The 19,085-nt window shown below is 70.0% G+C and carries 17 protein-coding genes; 10 read left to right on the top strand and 7 right to left on the bottom strand.

Annotated features, from left to right (window positions below; translation table 11 throughout):
- Nucleotides 1–15 precede the first annotated feature (15 nt).
- From HQ312_RS06790 to HQ312_RS06750, 9 genes are read left to right on the top strand one after another with little or no spacing between them, the layout of a single operon-like run.
- Entirely contained in the window at nucleotides 16–2,583 is a 2,568-nt protein-coding gene (locus HQ312_RS06790) for a bifunctional FO biosynthesis protein CofGH (protein WP_222638331.1), read from the top strand.
- Nucleotides 2,580–3,407, top strand: coding sequence for a hypothetical protein (locus HQ312_RS06785; protein ID WP_222638170.1), 828 nt, complete (start codon nucleotides 2,580–2,582; stop codon nucleotides 3,405–3,407). Before HQ312_RS06790 ends, HQ312_RS06785 begins: the two co-directional genes overlap by 4 nt.
- Before the next feature lie 11 nt (nucleotides 3,408–3,418).
- Complete coding sequence (fdxA, locus tag HQ312_RS06780) at nucleotides 3,419–3,742, top strand: ferredoxin (RefSeq protein WP_027503879.1); 324 nt, start codon at nucleotides 3,419–3,421, stop codon at nucleotides 3,740–3,742.
- A gap of 53 nt (nucleotides 3,743–3,795) precedes the next feature.
- Nucleotides 3,796–4,884: a succinyldiaminopimelate transaminase gene (dapC, locus tag HQ312_RS06775; protein WP_222638330.1), complete on the top strand. Its 1,089-nt coding sequence runs from the start codon at nucleotides 3,796–3,798 to the stop codon at nucleotides 4,882–4,884.
- Nucleotides 4,885–4,892: 8 nt separating this feature from the next.
- Nucleotides 4,893–5,432 (top strand): DUF6584 family protein, encoded by a 540-nt coding sequence (locus HQ312_RS06770; protein ID WP_056447428.1) that lies wholly within the window; start codon nucleotides 4,893–4,895, stop codon nucleotides 5,430–5,432.
- Nucleotides 5,433–5,488: 56 nt separating this feature from the next.
- Nucleotides 5,489–5,701 carry a hypothetical protein gene (locus HQ312_RS06765; protein WP_056447430.1) on the top strand — a complete coding sequence of 71 codons (213 nt, stop codon included), beginning with the start codon at nucleotides 5,489–5,491 and terminating at the stop codon, nucleotides 5,699–5,701.
- A 13-nt stretch (nucleotides 5,702–5,714) separates the two neighbouring features.
- The gene (locus HQ312_RS06760; protein WP_222638169.1) at nucleotides 5,715–7,112 is read left to right on the top strand and encodes an acyl-CoA synthetase; all 1,398 of its coding nucleotides are present in this window, start codon (nucleotides 5,715–5,717) and stop codon (nucleotides 7,110–7,112) included.
- An 11-nt stretch (nucleotides 7,113–7,123) separates the two neighbouring features.
- Nucleotides 7,124–8,140, top strand: a complete 1,017-nt coding sequence (locus HQ312_RS06755; RefSeq protein ID WP_222638168.1) for an NADP-dependent oxidoreductase — start codon at nucleotides 7,124–7,126, stop codon at nucleotides 8,138–8,140.
- 16 nt (nucleotides 8,141–8,156) lie between these two features.
- The gene (locus tag HQ312_RS06750; RefSeq protein WP_222638167.1) at nucleotides 8,157–9,341 is read left to right on the top strand and encodes an alpha/beta fold hydrolase; all 1,185 of its coding nucleotides are present in this window, start codon (nucleotides 8,157–8,159) and stop codon (nucleotides 9,339–9,341) included.
- 15 nt (nucleotides 9,342–9,356) lie between these two features.
- Here HQ312_RS06750 and HQ312_RS06745 read toward each other — a convergent pair whose 3' ends face one another.
- The 7 genes from HQ312_RS06745 to dapD all read right to left on the bottom strand — a co-directional run bounded on the left by HQ312_RS06745 (nucleotide 9,357) and on the right by dapD (nucleotide 17,915).
- The gene (locus tag HQ312_RS06745; RefSeq protein ID WP_222638166.1) at nucleotides 9,357–11,168 is read right to left on the bottom strand and encodes an ABC transporter ATP-binding protein; all 1,812 of its coding nucleotides are present in this window, start codon (nucleotides 11,166–11,168) and stop codon (nucleotides 9,357–9,359) included.
- Entirely contained in the window at nucleotides 11,161–12,966 is a 1,806-nt protein-coding gene (locus HQ312_RS06740) for an ABC transporter ATP-binding protein (RefSeq protein WP_222638165.1), read from the bottom strand. The genes HQ312_RS06745 and HQ312_RS06740 overlap by 8 nt, the downstream gene beginning before the upstream one ends.
- Nucleotides 12,967–13,059: 93 nt before the next feature.
- The gene (locus HQ312_RS06735; protein WP_308115386.1) at nucleotides 13,060–14,046 is read right to left on the bottom strand and encodes a crotonase/enoyl-CoA hydratase family protein; all 987 of its coding nucleotides are present in this window, start codon (nucleotides 14,044–14,046) and stop codon (nucleotides 13,060–13,062) included.
- A complete protein-coding gene (locus HQ312_RS06730) occupies nucleotides 14,043–15,680 on the bottom strand; it encodes an acyl-CoA dehydrogenase family protein (protein ID WP_222638164.1) in 1,638 nt (545 codons plus the stop codon). Before HQ312_RS06730 ends, HQ312_RS06735 begins: the two co-directional genes overlap by 4 nt.
- Nucleotides 15,677–16,300, bottom strand: a complete 624-nt coding sequence (locus HQ312_RS06725; RefSeq protein WP_222638163.1) for a TetR/AcrR family transcriptional regulator — start codon at nucleotides 16,298–16,300, stop codon at nucleotides 15,677–15,679. Before HQ312_RS06725 ends, HQ312_RS06730 begins: the two co-directional genes overlap by 4 nt.
- 73 nt (nucleotides 16,301–16,373) lie before the next feature.
- The gene (locus tag HQ312_RS06720; protein ID WP_051612925.1) at nucleotides 16,374–16,931 is read right to left on the bottom strand and encodes a GNAT family N-acetyltransferase; all 558 of its coding nucleotides are present in this window, start codon (nucleotides 16,929–16,931) and stop codon (nucleotides 16,374–16,376) included.
- Nucleotides 16,932–16,964: 33 nt separating this feature from the next.
- Nucleotides 16,965–17,915 carry a 2,3,4,5-tetrahydropyridine-2,6-dicarboxylate N-succinyltransferase gene (dapD, locus tag HQ312_RS06715; protein ID WP_222638162.1) on the bottom strand — a complete coding sequence of 317 codons (951 nt, stop codon included), beginning with the start codon at nucleotides 17,913–17,915 and terminating at the stop codon, nucleotides 16,965–16,967.
- Between the two features lie 54 nt (nucleotides 17,916–17,969).
- On the opposite strand from dapD, the gene dapE reads away from it, so the two are divergent.
- Complete coding sequence (gene dapE, locus HQ312_RS06710; RefSeq protein WP_222638161.1) at nucleotides 17,970–19,082, top strand: succinyl-diaminopimelate desuccinylase; 1,113 nt, start codon at nucleotides 17,970–17,972, stop codon at nucleotides 19,080–19,082.
- The last annotated feature ends 3 nt before the right edge of the window (nucleotides 19,083–19,085 follow it).

Here is a 19,085-nt window from a genome sequence, read left to right as displayed (position 1 = left end):
GATCGAACGGTGACGATGTTGCCCGATCCGAGTACTCCCGCGCGCGCCGACACCCGAGTGACGCCTCCCGACAGCCCGGCACCGACCGCATCGGCGCTGCGGCGTGCGCTGCGCCGTGCCCGCGACGGTGTGGTGATCAGTGTCGACGAGGCGACCACGCTGCTGCACGCCCGCGGCGACGACCTGACCGATCTGTGCGCGTCCGCGGCGCGGGTGCGGGACGCGGGACTGCTCGCCGAGAACCGCCCCGGCACGGTGACCTACTCGCGCAAGGTGTTCATTCCCCTCACCCGGCTGTGCCGGGACACGTGCCACTACTGCACGTTCGTGACGGTCCCCGGCAAGCTGCGCGCCGAGGGGCACGGGATGTTCCTCGAGGCCGACGAGGTGCTCGACATCGCGCGGCGCGGTGCCGAACTGGGATGCAAGGAAGCGTTGTTCACGCTCGGCGACCGCCCCGAGGCCCGCTGGCCCGAGGCGCAGGAGTGGTTGGACGCGCGCGGCTACGACTCGACGCTGGACTACCTGCGGGCGATGTCGATCCGCGTGCTCGAGGAGACGGGTCTGCTCCCGCACCTCAATCCCGGAGTGATGAGCTGGGAGGAGATGTCGCGCCTCAAGCCGGTCGCACCGTCGATGGGCATGATGCTCGAGACCACCTCGCGTCGACTGTTCGAGGAGAAGGGGCAGGCCCACTACGGCAGCCCCGACAAGGACCCCGAGGTGCGTCTGCGCGTGCTCACCGACGCAGGTCGTCTCACCGTTCCGTTCACCACCGGCATCCTCGTGGGCATCGGCGAGACGATCCGTGACCGCGCCGAGTCGATCATGGCGATCCGGAAGTCGCACAAGGCATTCGGTCACGTGCAGGAAGTGATCGTGCAGAACTTCCTGGCCAAGGACGACACCGCGATGCGGTCCGCACCCGATGCCGGCCTGGAGGAGTTCCTCGCCACTATCGCCGTGTCCCGCATCCTTCTCGGCCCGGCCATGCGCATCCAGGCGCCGCCGAATCTGGTGTCCGCGCAGGAGTGCGCGGCGTTGCTCGCCGCGGGCGTCGACGACTGGGGCGGTGTCTCGCCGCTCACCCCCGATCACGTCAATCCCGAGCGGCCGTGGCCGAACCTCGACACTCTCGCGCAGCTGTCCGCGGACGCCGGCTTCACGCTGACCGAACGCACGGCGGTGCAGCCGCGGTACGTCCTGGCGGGCTCACCGTGGATCGACCCGCGGATCTCGGCGCACGTGCGTGCGCTCGCCGACGACGCGACCGGGCTGGCGGTGCCCGAGACGATCCCGTCCGGTCTGCCGTGGCAGGAACCCGACGAGGTGTGGGAGTCCACCGGCCGCGTCGACCTCAACACCGGCATCGACACCGAGGGTCGCAACACCGAGACGCGCAGCGACATGGGCAGTGCGTTCGGCGACTGGGAGTCCATCCGTGAGCAGGTGGCGCACCTGGCGACGCTGGACAGCGTCGACCGTGACGTGGTCGCCGCCCTCCGCGCCGCGGAGAAGGACCCCGGCAACTGCACCGACGAGGAGTACCTGGCGCTGGCCACCGCCGAGGGTGCGGCGCTCGACGCGGTGACCGCGTTCGCCGATCAGCTGCGCCGTGACGTCGTCGGTGACGACGTCACGTACGTCGTGAACCGGAACATCAACTTCACCAACATCTGCTACACCGGGTGCCGGTTCTGCGCCTTCGCCCAACGCAAGGGCGACGCCGACGCGTTCTCGCTGTCGACCAGCGAGGTCGCCGACCGGGCCTGGGAGGCGCACGTCCTCGGCGCCACCGAGGTCTGCATGCAGGGCGGCATCGATCCGGAGCTGCCCGTGACCGGATACGCCGACCTGGTGCGCGCGGTGAAGGCGCGGGTGCCGTCGATGCACGTGCACGCCTTCTCGCCCATGGAGATCGTCAACGGTGCCTCGCGCGGTGGCCAGTCGGTGCGCGACTGGCTGACCGAACTGCGGGAGGCCGGGCTGGACACCATCCCCGGGACGGCGGCGGAGATCCTCGACGACGAGGTCCGCTGGGTGCTCACCAAGGGCAAGCTGCCCGCCCAGACGTGGATCGACGTCGTCACCACGGCGCACGAGGTGGGACTGCGGTCGAGCTCGACGATGATGTACGGCCACGTCGACAATCCCTCGCACTGGGTGGGACATCTGAACGTGCTCAAGCGGATCCAGGACCGCACCGGGGGTTTCACCGAGTTCGTGCCGCTGCCGTTCGTGCACCAGAGTTCGCCGCTGTACCTGGCGGGGGCGTCACGACCCGGACCGACGCAGCGCGACAACCGGGCCGTCCACGCACTGGCGCGGATCATGCTGCACGGCCGCATCGACAACATCCAGACGAGCTGGGTGAAACTCGGCGTGACGGGAACTCGGGTGATGCTGAACGGCGGCGCCAACGACCTGGGTGGCACGCTGATGGAGGAGACGATCTCGCGGATGGCGGGATCGCAGCACGGATCGGAGAAGACCGTCGAGGAACTACACGCGATCGCCGAGGGAATCGGACGACGCGCAGTCGAGCGCACCACCGCCTACGCAGACCGGACGGAAGCAGCATGAGCGCTGATCGATTGGGCGACGAGCGCGTCGCCGGAGTTCTCAAGGCCGCAGTGCGAGTGATCGTGCCGGTCCTCGAACTGCTCGCGGACCGCGACCCGCTCGGCCTCAAGAAGCGCACGTTCCGCGAGCAGGCGGACGCGAACGGCACGAAGGTCGACGCGGCGCTGAACGCCGTCGCGTCGGTGTTCGACGCCGCCGACACACCGGGAACCAAGGCGTGGGAGTCGATGACCGTCGACCAGCGTGTCTCGTGGTGGGTCGGCCGCGTCGGCGGGATCGGCACCGTGGCGGTGGCGTTCCCCGGCATCTTCGGTGTACTCGCTCGCCGACTCCCGCTCGGCGACGTCCTCGGGTTCGCGAACCAGGCCATCGTCCTGGTGGCCGTCGCCCGCGAGTACGGCATCACCGAGCAGGACGAGCAGGTCCGCCTGCTGGCATCGGTGCTGTGCAACCGCGAGCTGCCGAAGGGTGCCAGCATCCACGCGCCCGAACCCGACGTCGACGGCGTCACGGACGACAGCCGTGTCACCGAGCCGTCCGGTCGCTTGTCCCGGTCCCCGTTCGCGTTGCTGTCGACCTTGTGGTCGGTCACCAAGATCCTCAAGGCCGTCACCGACGAATTGGACAAGCGGCCCCGCAGCCGTACCGTTTACAGATGGCTCGGTAACCTGCCCGTGGTCGGTGCGGTCGCCGGGTACTTCGGCGAGCGCGGCGCACTGTCCCGAGCTGCGAAGCTGGGGCGCCGGTGGGTCGAGCAGAACAGCACGTCCGCGTCGAACGCGTCCCCGCGGGGCCGCGACACGCTCAGAGTTCGGAAAGGCTAAGGAGAACCTCAGTGCCGTACACGATTGCTGAACCGTGCGTCGATGTCCTCGACAAGGCATGCATCGAGGAATGCCCTGTCGACTGCATCTACGAGGGTGGACGCATGCTCTACATCCAGCCCGACGAGTGCGTGGACTGCGGTGCCTGCGAGCCGGTGTGCCCCGTCGAGGCGATCTTCTACGAGGACGACGTCCCCGAGCAGTGGTCCGCCTACGTCAGCGCCAACGTCGACTTCTTCGACGAACTGGGCTCACCCGGTGGCGCGGCCAAGGTCGGCAAGACCGACTACGACCCGCCGTTCATCAAGGCTCTGCCCCCCATGGGTGAGAACTGAGCGTGACGGACGCACCCGTCGTCTCGCGTCGGTCGCCCGCTGTTCGTCGATCCGTGGCGAGCCTGTTGCCCGAGTTTCCGTGGGACACGCTGGCCGACGTCACCGCGCTGGCGCGGTCGCATCCGCACGGCATCGTCAACCTGTCCGTCGGTACGCCGGTGGACCCGGTGTCCGACGTCATCCGTGACGCCCTGGCGGCGGCGTCCGCCGAGCCCGGCTACCCCACGACGGCCGGCACCCCCGCTCTGCGAGTCGCCGCCGTCGCGGCTCTGGAACGCCGGTACGGCATCAGGGGCCTGGACGAGGGTTCGGTGCTGCCCGTCATCGGTACCAAGGAAGTCATCGCGTGGCTTCCGACGCTGCTCAACCTGGGAGCCGACGACCTGGTCGTCATTCCGGAACTGGCGTACCCCACCTACGAGGTCGGGGCCCTGCTCGCGGGATGCCGCACACTGCGCGCGGACGGGGTGTCGCGTCTCGGTCCCGAACGCGCGTCCCTGATGTTCGTCAACTCGCCGTCCAATCCCAGTGGCCGGGTGCTCGGTGTAGCCCACCTGCGCAAGGTGGTCGAGTGGGCCCGCGAACGCGGCACGATCGTCGTGTCGGACGAGTGCTACCTCGGACTCACCTGGGAGGGACGCGCCGTCTCGATCCTCGACGACGAGGTGTGCGGCGGGGACACCACCGGCCTGCTGGCCGTGCACTCGCTGTCCAAGACGTCGAACCTCGCGAGCTACCGCGCCGGCTTCGTGGCCGGCGATCCCGCCCTGGTCGCGGAACTGCTCGCGGTCCGCAAGCACGCGGGCATGATGGTTCCCCTTCCGGTGCAGGCGGCCATGACCGCGGCGCTGAGCGACGACGAGCACGAGAACGTGCAACGCGAGCGCTACCGCGATCGTCGGACCGCGCTCGCCGCCGCCGTGGTGGCGGCCGGATTCACCATCGATCACTCCGAGGCCGGCCTGTACCTGTGGGCCACGCGCGGTGAACCGTGCCGGGACACCGTGCGCTGGTTCGCCGAACGCGGCATCCTCGTCGCTCCGGGGGAGTTCTACGGTCCCGACGGCGGCACCCACGTCCGCATCGCGCTGACGGCGACCGACGAGCGCATCGCCGCTGCCGTCGCCCGTCTCACGGTCTGAGCCCGGCCGTGGGAGCGCTCGACCGCGCGCAGGAGGATCTGGCCCGCGGGGAACCATGGAGTGCGCGCAAGCGCCTGACAGCGCTGCTGGATCAGGACGCCGCCTCGCAACCCGCGCTCGACCTCCTCGGCTACGCGTGCCTGGCGATGGACGACCCGGCCGGTGCCGGTGCGGCCTGGTTCCTCACCGATCGAGACGACGCCGACCCGCTGGTGCGGCACGCGCTCGACTCGTTCGTCGCCGCGTGCCCGACACCGCTGGTGCTCGCGCGCCGACTGCCCATCAACGCGCCGTCGCGGGCCTATCCGCCCCGCGTTCGCGAGCGGCTGGCCGTGCTCGAGTCGCGGGTGCGTGCCAGCGGCGAGGAGTGGGAGCCGCCCGGCGAGGTGCACTACTTCGCGCAGGAGGGCGTCGATGTCGAGGCGTTCGACGAGTGGTCGGACGCTCCCGCCGCGTCCCGGTCCGGTGTGAAGATGGTCGCCGCCGTCCTCGTGGTCGCCATGATCGGCACCGCGTCCATCGCGACCGTTCTCACCGTCTTCTTCTGACGACGCGCCGCCGCGAGGCCGAGGACGTGTCGGGGGCCGGTGGTACAGATGGAGTCATGAAGGATTCGCTGACCGGATGCGTCGAGTGTCTCGGCGCTCTCGACCACTGTCACGGCACGCTCGTCGTCCACCTGCACGGTGCGGTCGAGTGCACCGACGACGCCTGTGTTCTGCTGCACGCCGTCCGGCACACCCTGGTCGTCGACTGTTCCGCGGTCGCCGGGGGCTGCACGTGCATCGAGGTCACGGAGCAGCTGCGGGCGTCGTGAGAGACTGCTCGGTGTGCTGCTCCGGTCTCTGAACTCGTACGCGATCACCCATGGCGGCGACGCCGACGACGCGGTCACCGTCGGTGACGTCGTCCTCTCTCGAAGCGATCTGGTCGGGGCCGCCACGTCGGTGGCCGAGCGCATCATGGGCGTCGACCGGGTGGCCGTCCTCGCCGAACCGACCGCCCGCACCGTCGTCGCCGTGGTCGGTGCGCTCATCGCCGGAGTGGCCGTGGTGCCGGTGCCCCCGGACTCCGGGCCGACCGAACTCGACCACATCCTCGCGGACTCCGGTGCCCGCGGGTGGCTGGGTGTCGCGCCCGAGCACGACGGCGGTCTGCCCGTCGTCCCGGTCCGCATGCACGCACGGTCCTGGCACAGCTACGCGGAGCCGTCGGACGACGCGACCGGTCTCGTGCTCTACACCTCGGGAACCACGGGCCCTCCGAAGGGCGTGATCCTCAGCCGCGGTGCGCTCGGCGCCGGCATCGACGCGCTCGCCGAGGCGTGGGGGTGGACGGCGAACGACACTCTGGTGCACGGACTCCCGCTCTATCACGTGCACGGGCTCGTGCTGGGAGTCCTGGGTCCGCTGCGACTCGGCAGTCGAGTGATCCACACCGTCAAGCCCTCCGCGGAGCGGTACGCCGCGGCGCGGGGAACGATGTACTTCGGGGTTCCCACCGTGTGGTCGCGAGTGGCGGCCGACCCGGAGTCCGCCGCGGCGCTGTCGCACGCTCGGTTGTTGATCTCGGGCAGTGCCCCGCTGCCGGTGCCGGTGTTCGAGAAGATCGCCGCTCTCACGGGTCTCGAGCCGATCGAGCGCTACGGCATGAGCGAGACCCTCATCACGCTGAGTACGCGCGCCGACGGTGAGCGACGACCCGGTTGGGTCGGAGTTCCGGTGCGCGGCATCGAGACTCGGCTGCGCGGTGAGGACGGGTCGGAGGTCCCACGCGACGGGGAGTCCATCGGTTCGTTGGAGGTGCGCGGCCGGTTCTTCGACGGTTACCTGAACAAGCCGGAGGCCACCGCGGCCTGCTGGACGGACGACGGGTGGTTCCGGACGGGAGACGTCGCGGCGATCGACCCGGCGGGCTTTCATCGGATCGTCGGCCGGGAGTCGACGGACCTGATCAAGACCGGTGGGTACCGCGTCGGCGCGGGCGAGGTGGAGACGGCGATCCTCGGTGTTCCCGGAGTGCGTGAGGTGGCGGTCGTGGGACTGCCCGACGACGATCTCGGCCAGCGCATCGTGGCGTTCGTCGTGGGTGACGAGGTGGAGCCGAGAGCAGTCGTAGACTCTGTGGCACAACAGCTCTCGGTGCACAAGCGGCCGCGTGAGGTACGCGTGGTGGACTCGTTGCCGCGGAACGGGATGGGCAAGGTCCGCAAGAACCTGTTGGAGTAGCGTCGGGAGGCATGACCTCCTCCACTCGCATCGTCCTGGCCTCTCGTCCCACCGGCGCACCCACTGCCGAGAACTTCCGGACCGAGACGGTCGATCTCCCCGAGGTCGGTGACGGTCAGGTCTCGCTGAAGACCCTGTACCTGTCGCTGGACCCGTACATGCGCGGCCGGATGAGCGACGCCGAGTCGTACGCGGAGCCCGTCGAGGTGGGCGACACGATGGTGGGCGCCACGGTCTCCGAGGTGATCGAGTCTCGAAGCGACGCCGTGTCGGTCGGCGCCGTGGTGCTCGGCTACACGGGGTGGCAGTCGCACGCGGTGGTCGACGCGTCGTCCGTGCGAGTGCTGGATCCGGAGAAGGCGCCCGTGTCCACCGCGCTGGGCGTGCTGGGGATGCCGGGCTTCACCGCGTACTCCGGCATGACGAAGATCGGGCAGCCGAAGCCGGGGGAGACCGTCGTGGTCGCAGCGGCCAGTGGGCCCGTCGGCTCGGCCGTCGGCCAGTTCGCGAAGATCAAGGGTGCGCGCGCCGTCGGCATCGCCGGCGGTCCCGAGAAGTGTGCGTACCTGATCGACGAGCTCGGCTTCGATGCCGCCGTCGATCACCGCGCCCCGGACTTCGAGGATCAGTTGAAGGCCGCGACTCCGGACGGCATCGACGTCTACTTCGAGAACGTGGGCGGCGCCGTCGCGAAGGCGGTGCTCCCGCGGCTCAACCTCTACGCACGCGTGCCGGTGTGCGGTCTCATCGCGCAGTACAACGACACGCAGGCACCGGAGGGCCCGGATCGGCTGCCCGGCTTCTTCACGCGCGTGCTGACGAAGAGCCTGACCATCCGCGGCTTCATCCAGAGCGAGTTCGTCCCGGAGCTCTACAAGGACTTCCTGCGCGAGGTCGCCGAGTGGATCGACAACGGGTCGTTCCGCTACCGGGAGGACGTGGTCGAGGGTCTCGAGAACGCTCCCGACGCGTTCTTCGGGCTGCTCGAGGGCAAGAACTTCGGCAAGCTCGTCGTCAAGGTGGCGTGACGGTTAGAGTACACGTGTGCACTCGAATCGCGATCGGAACGAAGTAGCGGGCGCTGCCGACGTCGTGGCCACGGCCATCGACATCCTCAGCCGCCCTGTCCAGGGGACCCACCGCGCGATCAACGATGTGGTGTTCGGGGTGCTGGGCCGTTCCGCGACACCCGTGCGCATCCTGAACGAGGGCATCGCCGACCTGGTCTACGAGGCAGTGCGCGGGGGCGGTGTGGCGGCCGCCGAGGCTGTCACCGCGGTGTCCCGGCTGTTGCCCGAGGACCGCGTGTCCCACGCGGTCACGTCCACCGCGGCGGGATCGGTCGTGGTCGGCGCCGTCAACGGGCTGCTGGGCGACCGGCTCGCCGCCGAGGGCAACGACCTGACGGTGGAACTCGGGCCGCATCACGAGCGCCGCATCGTCGGGAACGACACCGCGATGCTGACCACCGCGTATCCGAAGGCCACGGGTCACGTCGCCGTGCTCGTACACGGGCTGGGGGAGACCGAGCAGGCCTGGTACTACCGCCACGACGGGCGGGGCAGTTACGGCGAGGCGCTGGCCGCGCACGGCATCAGCGCGGTCTGTCTGCGGTACAACACGGGCGCCGGGATCGAGGACAACGGGGCGGCACTGGCCGGCCTCCTCGACGAGCTGATCGCGGTCTGGCCCGTCCCCGTCGAGCGGATCGACCTCGTCGGGCACTCGATGGGCGGGCTCGTGGTGCGGCGTGCCTGTGCGGTCGAGGCGAGCAGGGCGACCTGGCTGCCGCTGGTGCGCACGGCCTGCTACCTGGGCACCCCGCACGAGGGCGCACCGCTCGCGACGGGCGTGTACCACCTCTCCCGTGCTCTGCGGAAGGTGCGGCAGACGGCGGTGTGGGCGGACCTGCTCGATGTCCGCAGCCGCGGCGTGGACGACCTGAGACTGGCCACGGACGTGGCGCTCGCCCCCGGGATCCGGCACGTCGCGGTCGCCGCCACCCTGGCCGCCGACGACACGGCCTGGTGGGCCGACGCCGTGGGAGACGGACTGGTGACGCTGCGCAGCGCACGGGGGCCGATGACGGAGTTGCACACGCTCGTCGGCACCGGGCACCTCGCGCTGCTGTCGGATCCGCGGGTGCTCGACGTCCTCACCGAACTCATGGCGGACGCGACACCGGCCGAGATCGACGACGTCACCGAGCCGGACGAGACGGTGGCCTGAGACCACCGTCCCGCGTCAGACCAGGCTCTCCTGCCACGCCGTGTTCAGGTGCGCGAACCTGCCGTCGCCGGCGACGAGGGCCTCCGGGGTGCCGTCCTCGACGATCCGTCCGTCGGCCATGACGAGAACGCGGTCCGCGATCGCGACCGTCGACAGGCGGTGCGCGATGATCAGTGCGGTCCGGCCGTGCAGGATCGTCTCGAGGGCGCGCTGGACCAGTCGCTCGCCGGGGATGTCGAGGCTGGACGTGGCCTCGTCGAGCACGATCACCGACGGGGCGGCGAGGAACACCCGCGCGAAGGCCACCAGCTGTCGCTGTCCGGAGGACAGACGTCCACCGCGCTTGCGCACGTCGGTGTCGATGCCCCGCGGCAGTGCGGCCAGGAACGGGGTGAGGCCCACGGCGTCGGCGGCCGCCCGCACCTCGTCGTCGGTCGCGGACGGTCGGCCGAGTCGGATGTTGTCCGCGATCGATCCGGAGAACAGGAACGATTCCTGCGTCACCATGACGACGTTGCGACGCAGGTCGTCGTCGGCCAGGTCGCGGAGATCGATGCCGTCGAGACGGATCCGGCCGTCCGTGGGGTCGTAGAACCGCGCGAGGAGCTTGGCCACCGTCGACTTGCCGGCACCGGTGGCGCCGACCATGGCGACCACCTGTCCGGCCGGCACGTGCAGCGAGAAGGGCTGCAGCACCAGCGCGTCCGCGGCGTAGCCGAACGAGAGCCGGTCGAACTCCACGTCGCCGGCCGCGATTCCGATCGGCACCGGGGTGGTGGGAGGCGCCACGGTCGGTTCCTCCTCGAGCACGCCCGAGATCTTCTCGAGCGCCGCCGCGGCCGACTGGTACGCGTTGAACACCTGCGCGAGTTCGTCGAGCGGCCCGTAGAAGCGGCGGAGGTACAGCACGTAGGCGGCGAGCACGCCGATGTCGAGGGCGCCGCCGATGACCCGCATGCTGCCCACGACCACGATGACGGCGAGGGTGCCGTTGCCGATCCAGCGCACCATGCCGGTGTAGCTCGCCATTCCGCGCAGCGCAGTGGTGGTGGCGTCCCGGTACTCGGTGTCCTCCGCGAGCAGGATCGCGTCGTTGCGGCGCTCGCGGCGGAACACCTGGACGGCGCGGATGCCGACCATCGACTCGACGAAGTGCACCACGACGCGCGCGATGGACACCCGGGTGCGTCGGTAGGCGCGGCGCTGGCGGCGCTGCGACCAGCGTGTGATCAGTAGCAGCGGAACGAATCCCGCGAGCACGACGAGGGCCAGCGGAACGTCGAGCCAGAACAGGATGATCGCGATCGAGACCATCGACAGGATCGCGGTCAACGCATCGTTGAGCGCGCTCTCGAGAAGCGTCTGCAGCGATTCGACGTCGCTGGTCAGTCGCGAGATCACCTTGCCGGACGTGTACTTCTCGTGGAAGGACAGCGACAGTGCCTGCGCATGGCGGAACACCCGCTCGCGCAGATCGAACAGGATGTCCTGGCTCAGGCGGCCCGAGACCATGAGGAACGCGTACGTCGTGGCGGCGCCGAGGAACCCGACCACGACGTATCCCGCCACGGTCCACACCAGCGGCGCCCAGCGTCCGTCGACGGCAGCGGCGACGCCCGTGTCGAGAGCGTGGGCGATGAACAGCGGTCCCGCGACGAACGCCAGGTTGTCCAGGAAGATGATCGCTATCGCGAGGACCGTGCGGCGGCGGTGCGGGCGCAGCAGCGAGAGGAGCAGTCGACGTGAGCGACCGGCCAGGACGAGGTTGCCTGCCCGGTCCACGTCGGTGTCCTCACCGCCGACGCCGCGCCAGTCGGTGTCAGCCATGATCTCGCTCCGCTCCCGACATCGAGCCCATCACGTCGCGGTACGCCGCCGAGGTGGCGAGCAGGTGCTCGTGCGTCCCGGTCTCCATCACCGTGCCGTGGCCGAGGTGCACGACGCGATCCGCGAGCGCGGCGGTCGAGGGGCGGTGTGCCACCAGCACGGTCGTGGAGTGCGCGAGCACGGTGCGCAGCCTGCGCTGAACCGTCGCCTCGGTGTCCACGTCGAGTGCGGAGAGCGGATCGTCCAGCACGAGCACGCGGGGCCGGCCGAGCACCGCCCGCGCCAGCGCCAGACGCTGGCGTTGACCGCCGGACAAGCTCAGTCCCTGCTCGCCGATCCGGGTGTCGAGGCCCCACGGCAGCTTCTCGACGAAATCCGTCGCGTGCGCGATCTCGAGTGCCTCCGCGACGTCTTCGTCCGTCGCGTCGGGGCGGCCCAGCGCGACGTTCTCGCGCACACTGGCCGAGAACAGCACCGGCTCCTCGAAGGCGACCGAGACCACCGAGCGCAGATCCGCCAGCCGCATCGACCGGACGTCGACACCGTCGAGAGTGATCGCGCCACCGTCGACGTCGAAGAGCCGAGGAATCAGCGTCGTCAGGACGGACTTCCCCGTTCCGGTGTTGCCGACGAGAGCCACCGTCTCGCCCGGACGCACCTCGAACGTGACGTCGTGCAGGAGGTGGTCGGATGCGTCCGGGAATGCGAAGGAGACGTGGTCGACGCGGATGTGCCCCCGCACCGGGTCGGGCAGGGGAACGGGGGAGACCGGATCCACGATGGTGTCCGGGGTGTCCATGATCTCCCAGTACCGATCCGCCGCCGTCCGCGCGTTGTTCAGCTCGGCGAGCAGGAAACCGAAGGACTCGATGGGCCACAGCAGGAAAGCGACGATGGCCATGGTCGCCACCAGAGTTCCGGCCGTCAGGGTCCCCGTCACGATGGCGTACGTCCCGTAGGCGAGCATGCCGCCGACGGCCACCGGTGGCAGTCCGACGATGACGGTCCACAGGATCGCCAGGTATCGGACCTTGGTGAGCTCGGTCGTGCGGAGCGTCGCGGCCTGCGCGAGGAAGCGGCGTCCCAGGTGGGCGCTGCGGCCGAACGCCTTGAGCACCCGGATGCCGTGGATGGACTCCTCGACGGTGGTGGTGACGTCGCCGGCCTGGTCCTGGGCGTCGCGTGCGACGACGCGATAGAGCTCCTCGAACCGGACGCACGCCCACACCAGCGGAATCGCCACGACGAGCATGATGACGCCGAACTGCCATGCGCGGGAGAGCAGGACACCGAGACCCACGACGAGGGTCACCGCGTTGATGATGATGAACGGTCCGATGAAGGCGACGAAGCGGCGCAGCGCGGAGAGGTCGGAGATGGCGCGGGAGAGCAGTTGGCCCGATTCCCAGCTGTCGTGCGCGGCCACCGACACGTGCTGCAGCTTCGCGAACACGTGCGCGCGGGCCGTGATCTCGAACTGACTCGACGGCCCCGACACCAGGTAGCGACGAATCCAGATGCCGGCGGCATCGATCGTTCCCAGCAGCAGCACCAGCGCCGCAGGCCACCACACGCCGGCGACGTCGCCGCGGGTGATCGGGCCGTCGATGATGCTCTGGATGACGAGCGGGATCACCAGGCCGGTGAGCGTGGCGATCAGCGAGACCACGATGGACCCGACGAAGTACCAGCGATACGGCGCCAGGAACGGGGCGAAGCGGCGGAGCGACGAGGTCACCGTCGCGGAGGACGCCTCGACCGCACGTCTCGTTCCGCGATCGAGCACTCCGGTGGACACACACGACTCCTCACGTACCGCTCGACTGTCTCATCGAGCCGTACTCGGAGCCAACCGATTTGTCGCGGGGCCTGTTCCCCCCCCGTTCTCACGTCACCTCCGCTTCGCGTCACCGAACGGTTCGTCGCGTTCCTGGACGGCCTGCCGGAATCCGACGGTGGCAGCGCGGGTCTGGAACGCGAAGCCCTCCCGGGTGTGCCGGGCGACGCCGTCGAAGACCGTGCTGATCATCGTGGAGGTGTGCACGCCGGAGCTGATCAACGCGCTGTTGAGCGCCAGCTTGACCATCATCAGCTGGTTGATCGGCATGCGCGCGATCCGTGCGACAAGTTCCTCGGTGCGGGCGTCGAGCTGATCCGCGGGCACCGATTCGACGGCGAGACCCCACTCCGCCGCCTGCGCCCCGGTGAGACAGTCACCGGTCAGGAGCAGTCGTTTGGCGCGCTGGTCGCCGAGGCGGTGTGCCCACATCCCGGCGGCGGGAACGCCCCAGACGCGGGTCGGCGGGTAGCCGATCCGCGTGTCGTCCGCACAGATGATCTGGTCGGCGTACAGAGCGATGTCGGTACCGCCGGCCACGGCGAAACCGTGCAGCTTGGCCACCACCGGCTTGTTCGCATGCAGCAGGCTGGCGAATCCGCGGTTGAATCGGCTCATCATCGCGTAGTCGATCATCGGGTCCCACTGGCCCGACGGATCGTGGTTGCGGGCCTGGACGACGGGGTCGAGAACCGTCCCCGTCGTGTCCACGGCCCCGCTGTCGCCCCGATCGAGATTCTCGGCGTAGATGGACAGGTCGTAGCCGCCGCAGAACCCCTTGCCGCGACCGGACAGCAGCACGACGTGTACTCGCGGATCGAGATCCGCCCGCTCGACGGCCGCCGCCAGTTCGACGGGGGTGTCCGCGGTGATGGCGTTGCCGTGCTCCGGTCGATCGAAGGTGATCCGGGCGACCCGCCCGTCGACCTCGTAGGTGAGCGTCCGGAACGTCGGGGAGTCCTGCTGTGGAGTCCGGCCGGTGAAGGGGGAGTCGGCTCCCTCGTCCCACCCCTCCCGCCACGGGGCGGGTGCGTCGGTCACGCCGGAACCTTCGGCGTCGATCGCTCGATGATGGCGGCCGTGTCCACCCCGGTCGGCAGGGTGCCGTACACGCTGCCCCAGTCGCCGCCGAGTCGGCTCGTCGTGAACGCGTCGGCGACCGCGGGGTGGCCGTGCCGCACGAGCAGCGAGCCCTGCAGTACCAGTGCCATCTCGCCGACGACGCGGCGTGCCCGCTGTTCGAGGGTGGCGATGTCGGTGAAGGAGTCCTTCAGCGACCGCACCGCGGCGTCGAGCGCCGCATCGGCTCCGCGGCAGCCGTCGAGCTCGTCGAAGAACACGGCGAGCGTCTCCGGCTGTCGTGCCACGGCGCGCAGGGTGTCGAGCGCCGCGACGTTGCCCGAACCCTCCCACACCGACAGCAGTGGAGCCTCCCGGTAGAGCCGCGGCATCCTCGACTCCTCCGCATATCCGTTGCCGCCCAGGCATTCCAGGGCCTCCGCCGCATGCGCCGGGCCGCGCTTGCACACCAGGTACTTGCTGACGGAGAGGCTGATGCGCCGCAGTGCGGCGGCACGCTCGTCGCCCGCAGCTGCCTGATCGGTGAGCGCGGCGAGCCACAGGGCGACGGTCGTCGACGCCTCGGACTCGATCGCGAGATCGGCCAGGACGTTCCGCATGAGCGGCTGGTCGACGAGGTTCTTCCCGAACGCCTGCCGGTGCACCGCATGATGCACGGCCTGAGCGGTGCCCGCCCGCATTCCCGTGGCCGACCCCAGGGTGCAGTCGAGCCTCGTCATGTTGACCATCTCGATGATGGTCCGCACGCCGCGACCCTCGTCGCCGACGAGCCAGGCGGTCGCGTCGTCGTACTCCACCTCGCTCGAGGCGTTGGAATGGTTGCCCAGCTTGTCCTTCAGGCGCTGGATCGCCATGGCGTTGCGAGTGCCGTCCGGGAGGACGCGGGGCAGGAAGAAGCACGACAGGCCGCCGGGCGCCTGCGCGAGGACCAGCAGGACGTCCGACATCGGCGCCGACGTGAACCACTTGTGGCCGGTGATCCGGTACGAGCCGTCCGGCTGCGGCACGGCCGTCGTGCGGTTCGCCCGGACGTCGGAACCGCCCTGCTTCTCGGTCATGGACATGCCCGCGATCAGACCCGTCTTGGTCGCGGGAGGACGGTACGAGGGGTCGTACGTCGACGAGGTGAGCAGCGGTTCGTACAGCGCGGACAGTTCCGCGTTCGCTCGGAGTGCGGGAACGACAGCGTACGTCATGGAGATCGGGCACCCGTGCCCCGCGTCCACCGCGCCCCACACGCTGAACTTCGCGGCACGGATCAGATGCGCGTTCGGTGACGGGTCGCGCCACGGCGCCCCGTGCATGCCGAATTCGACTGCCGTGCGCATCAACTCGTGGTACGCCGGGTCGTAGACCACCTCGTCGATGCGGTTCCCGTAGCGGTCGTGCGTGTGCAGGACGGGCGGACGCTCCTCGGCGAGATCGCCCCAGCGCTGCGCCTGCTCGCTCCCGGCCAGCCGACCGAGCCGGTGCAGCTCGTCGAGTGCGTCGTCGGCGCCCTCGCGGTGCAGGGCCTCCAGGACGACCGGGTGGTCGGCGACGTCGTGACCGATGAGCGGCGGAACCTGATTGGTGACGGTGTGCGTGGGGGTCATGACGCTCTCCTGTCGGTCGGGGCGCCGAGGGCGCGGAGTGTGAAGGTCTCGAGTGCGGCGAGAACGCGAGCGTCGGCCTCGCCGCGGGCGAGTGGGACGACAAGTGCCTCGCCGATGGCGCCGACGATGCACGCCGCCGTCAGGGGCGCGTCCTGGTCCGGGAGTTCACCGGCCAGGGCGGCGGCACGGATGGCGGCGGCGAACGCGTCCGCGAACGACTGCCGGAAGGCGAGACGCTCGGTGTCGACGAGGGCGTCGATGGGCTCGGCCAGCAGCGCGTAAGCGAGAGTCGGTGCGCGACAGGCGCGATCGCAGAAGGTGCGGACCGAGGCGAGCAGGCTGTCGGTGTGGGTGCCGGTCGCGGCGGCGCGCACACCCGCCGCTGTCGCGGCGGCCACCTCGCGGCTGCAGGCGTCGCGGAAGACCTCGGCGAACAGTTCGCCCTTGCCGGGGAAGTAGCGGTAGACGGTGCCCACACCGATGCCGGCGCGGGCGGCCACGTCGGCCATCGAACATGCGGCGTACCCCCGCTCGGCCACGAGAGACAGTGCAGCGGCGACGATTCGAGATCGGGCGGCATCGAGCCGCTCCTGGACCGCAGCGGTCCGTCGGTACACCATGGCAAGAAGTGAACGCCCGTTCCGCACTGGTGTCAAGGACGGAACGGTGATTCACATGTTCGGGAGGGCAGGACTACCAGCGCGACCCGACGCGATTGTTGACCAGCAGCGTGCCGTCCGGATCGAGACGGGACTCGGGACGGAACACCATGACGGCGTCGTCCTCGTCGGGCGGTGTCGGCTCCTCCGTGTTGCCGATGCCGCCGAGCAGTCCGCGCCACAGCACCCAACCACGCCGCTCGTAGAACCCGACGGCGTCGGGAAGGGAATTGAGCACGCCGACCACGTCGTCCGACTCGATCTGCTCCTCGATCGCGGCCATGAGCCGCGCACCCAGCCCGGTGCCCCGGAACTCCGGGTCCAGGGCGACGGCCTCGACGAAGCCGCCGTCGAACTCGTCGCCGCCGTGGTGGAGAAGGCGCGGCACCACGGCGGCATGGCCGATGATGCGGTCGCCGTCGCGGAGGATCACGTGGGTACCGCCCAGGGCGTGCTGCCAGTCGTGCGGGGTGAAACGCTCGCCGAAGGCGCCGCGCACCAGCCCCTCGCACGTGTGGGCGTCCGCGTCACCCAGATCGTCGGTGATCACCGACTCGAGTCGCGGTTCCTGCTGTATCGCTTCCTGGCTCACGGTCCCCCCGGACGCAGCCTGCCGCCGAATCGCTCAGTCGTTGGCGTGCAGGATCGAGTTGAGCTCGACGCCCGTACCCTTCCACGGCACGACCTCGACGGCACCGGAAACGGAGTTACGACGGAAGAGCATGTTCGACTGGCCACTGAGATCGGCCGCCTTGACGACGGTGCCGTCCGGGCCGGTGACCTTGGTGCCCGCGGTGATGTAGAGGCCCGCCTCGACGACGCAGTCGTCGCCGAGGGAGATGCCGAGCCCCGCGTTGGCGCCGAGCAGGCAACGCTGTCCCACCGAGATGACGGCCTTGCCGCCGCCGGACAGAGTGCCCATGATCGAGGCGCCGCCGCCCACGTCGGAGCCGTCGTCGACGACGACGCCGGCGGAGATGCGGCCCTCGACCATGGACGAGCCGAGCGTGCCGGCATTGAAGTTCACGAAACCCTCGTGCATGACCGTCGTGCCGGATGCGAGGTGGGCGCCGAGGCGCACGCGACCGGCGTCGCCGATGCGGACACCGGTGGGGAGCACGTAGTCGACGAGTCGCGGGAACTTGTCGACACTGAAGACGGTGACGGCGCCCCGTGCACGGAGACGGGCGCGCGTCGCCTCGAAGCCGTCGACGGCCGCCGGGCCGTGGTTGGTCCACACCACGTTGGACAGCAGGCCGAACTGGCCGTCCAGGTTGAGGCCGTGCGGCCGGACGAGGCGATGCGAGAGCAGGTGCAGGCGCAGGTAGACGTCGTGTGCGTCGACCGGGGCGTCGTCGAGGGAGGAGATGGTGGTGCGCACCGCGACGATGTCGAGGTCGCGGGCGTCGTCGTGTCCGACCAGCGCGGCCAGTTCCGGGGGAACGTCCGCCGCGTCGAGCCGTGCGGTGCCGGTCTCGGCCACCTCGGCGAGCTCGGGAGCGGGGAACCAGGTGTCCAGCACCGTTCCCGACGGGGTGATGTGTGCGATGCCGACTGCCGATGCTCCTGTGGTCACGGGGACCGAGCCTAGAGGACGACCGGACGGCCGGGCGAACGTAAGGTCGGCTGCGTGAGCGCACCGATCTCCCTGGACCTGCACGCCGATCCCGTCGACCTCACGGCGGCGCTGGTGGACGTTCCCAGCGTCTCGCGAGACGAGGCCACGCTGGCCGACGCGGTGGAGCGGGCGCTGCGCGAGCAGACCACGGGATTCGAGATCGTGCGCTCGGGCGACGCCGTGCTGGCCAGGACGAACCGGGGGCTCCCGACGCGGGTGATCCTCGCGGGTCACCTGGACACGGTCCCCATCGCCGACAACGTGCCGAGTCGTCGCGAGCGCGGGCACGCCGAGGGCGACGTCCTCCACGGATGCGGAACCGTCGACATGAAGTCGGGGGACGCGGTGTTCCTGCACCTGGCGGCGACGGTCGCTGAGCCCACCGCGGACCTGACGCTGATCTTCTACGACTGCGAGGAGATCGAGGCGTCGGCCAACGGTCTGGGTCGCATCGAGCGGGAGATGCCCGAGTGGCTGCGCGGAGATGTCGCGATTCTCGGTGAGCCGTCGGGTGGCTACATCGAGGCGGGGTGCCAGGGGACGCTCCGCATGCGGTTCACCGCGACGGGGACGCGCGCCCACTCGGCCCGATCGTGGCTGGGGGACAACGCGATCCACAAGTTGGGCCCGCTGTTCGACCGGCTCGCCGCGTACACGCCGCGCAGCGTGGACATCGACGGCTGCGTGTACCGGGAGGGACTGCAGGCGGTCCGTGTCAGCGGCGGCGTCGCCGGGAACGTGGTCCCCGACGAGGCATTCGTCGACGTCAACTTCCGCTTCGCCCCCGACCGCAGTGTGGAGCAGGCGATCGAGCACGTGCGCGAGGCGACCGACGCGGAGCATCTCGATCTCACCGTCGAGGTGACCGACAGGTCTCCGGGCGCGCTGCCGGGTCTGGCCGCACCCGCGGCAGCGGCGCTGGTCACGGCGGCGGGGGGAGAGTTCCGCGCCAAGTACGGCTGGACCGACGTCTCCCGGTTCTCCGCGCTGGGCATCCCGGCGGTGAACTACGGTCCCGGCGATCCCAACCTCGCGCACAAGCGCGACGAGCGTGTACCGGTGCAGCAGATCACCGATGTCGCCGACGTCCTGCGCCGGTATCTGACCGCCACCGACGCCCACTAGCCT

This window comes from Rhodococcus sp. BP-316, from assembly GCF_019836105.1.
Taxonomy (GTDB): Bacteria; Actinomycetota; Actinomycetes; order Mycobacteriales; family Mycobacteriaceae; genus Rhodococcoides.
Note: the sequence above shows the minus strand (reverse complement) of the source record. Positions and strands in the feature narration are given on the sequence as shown.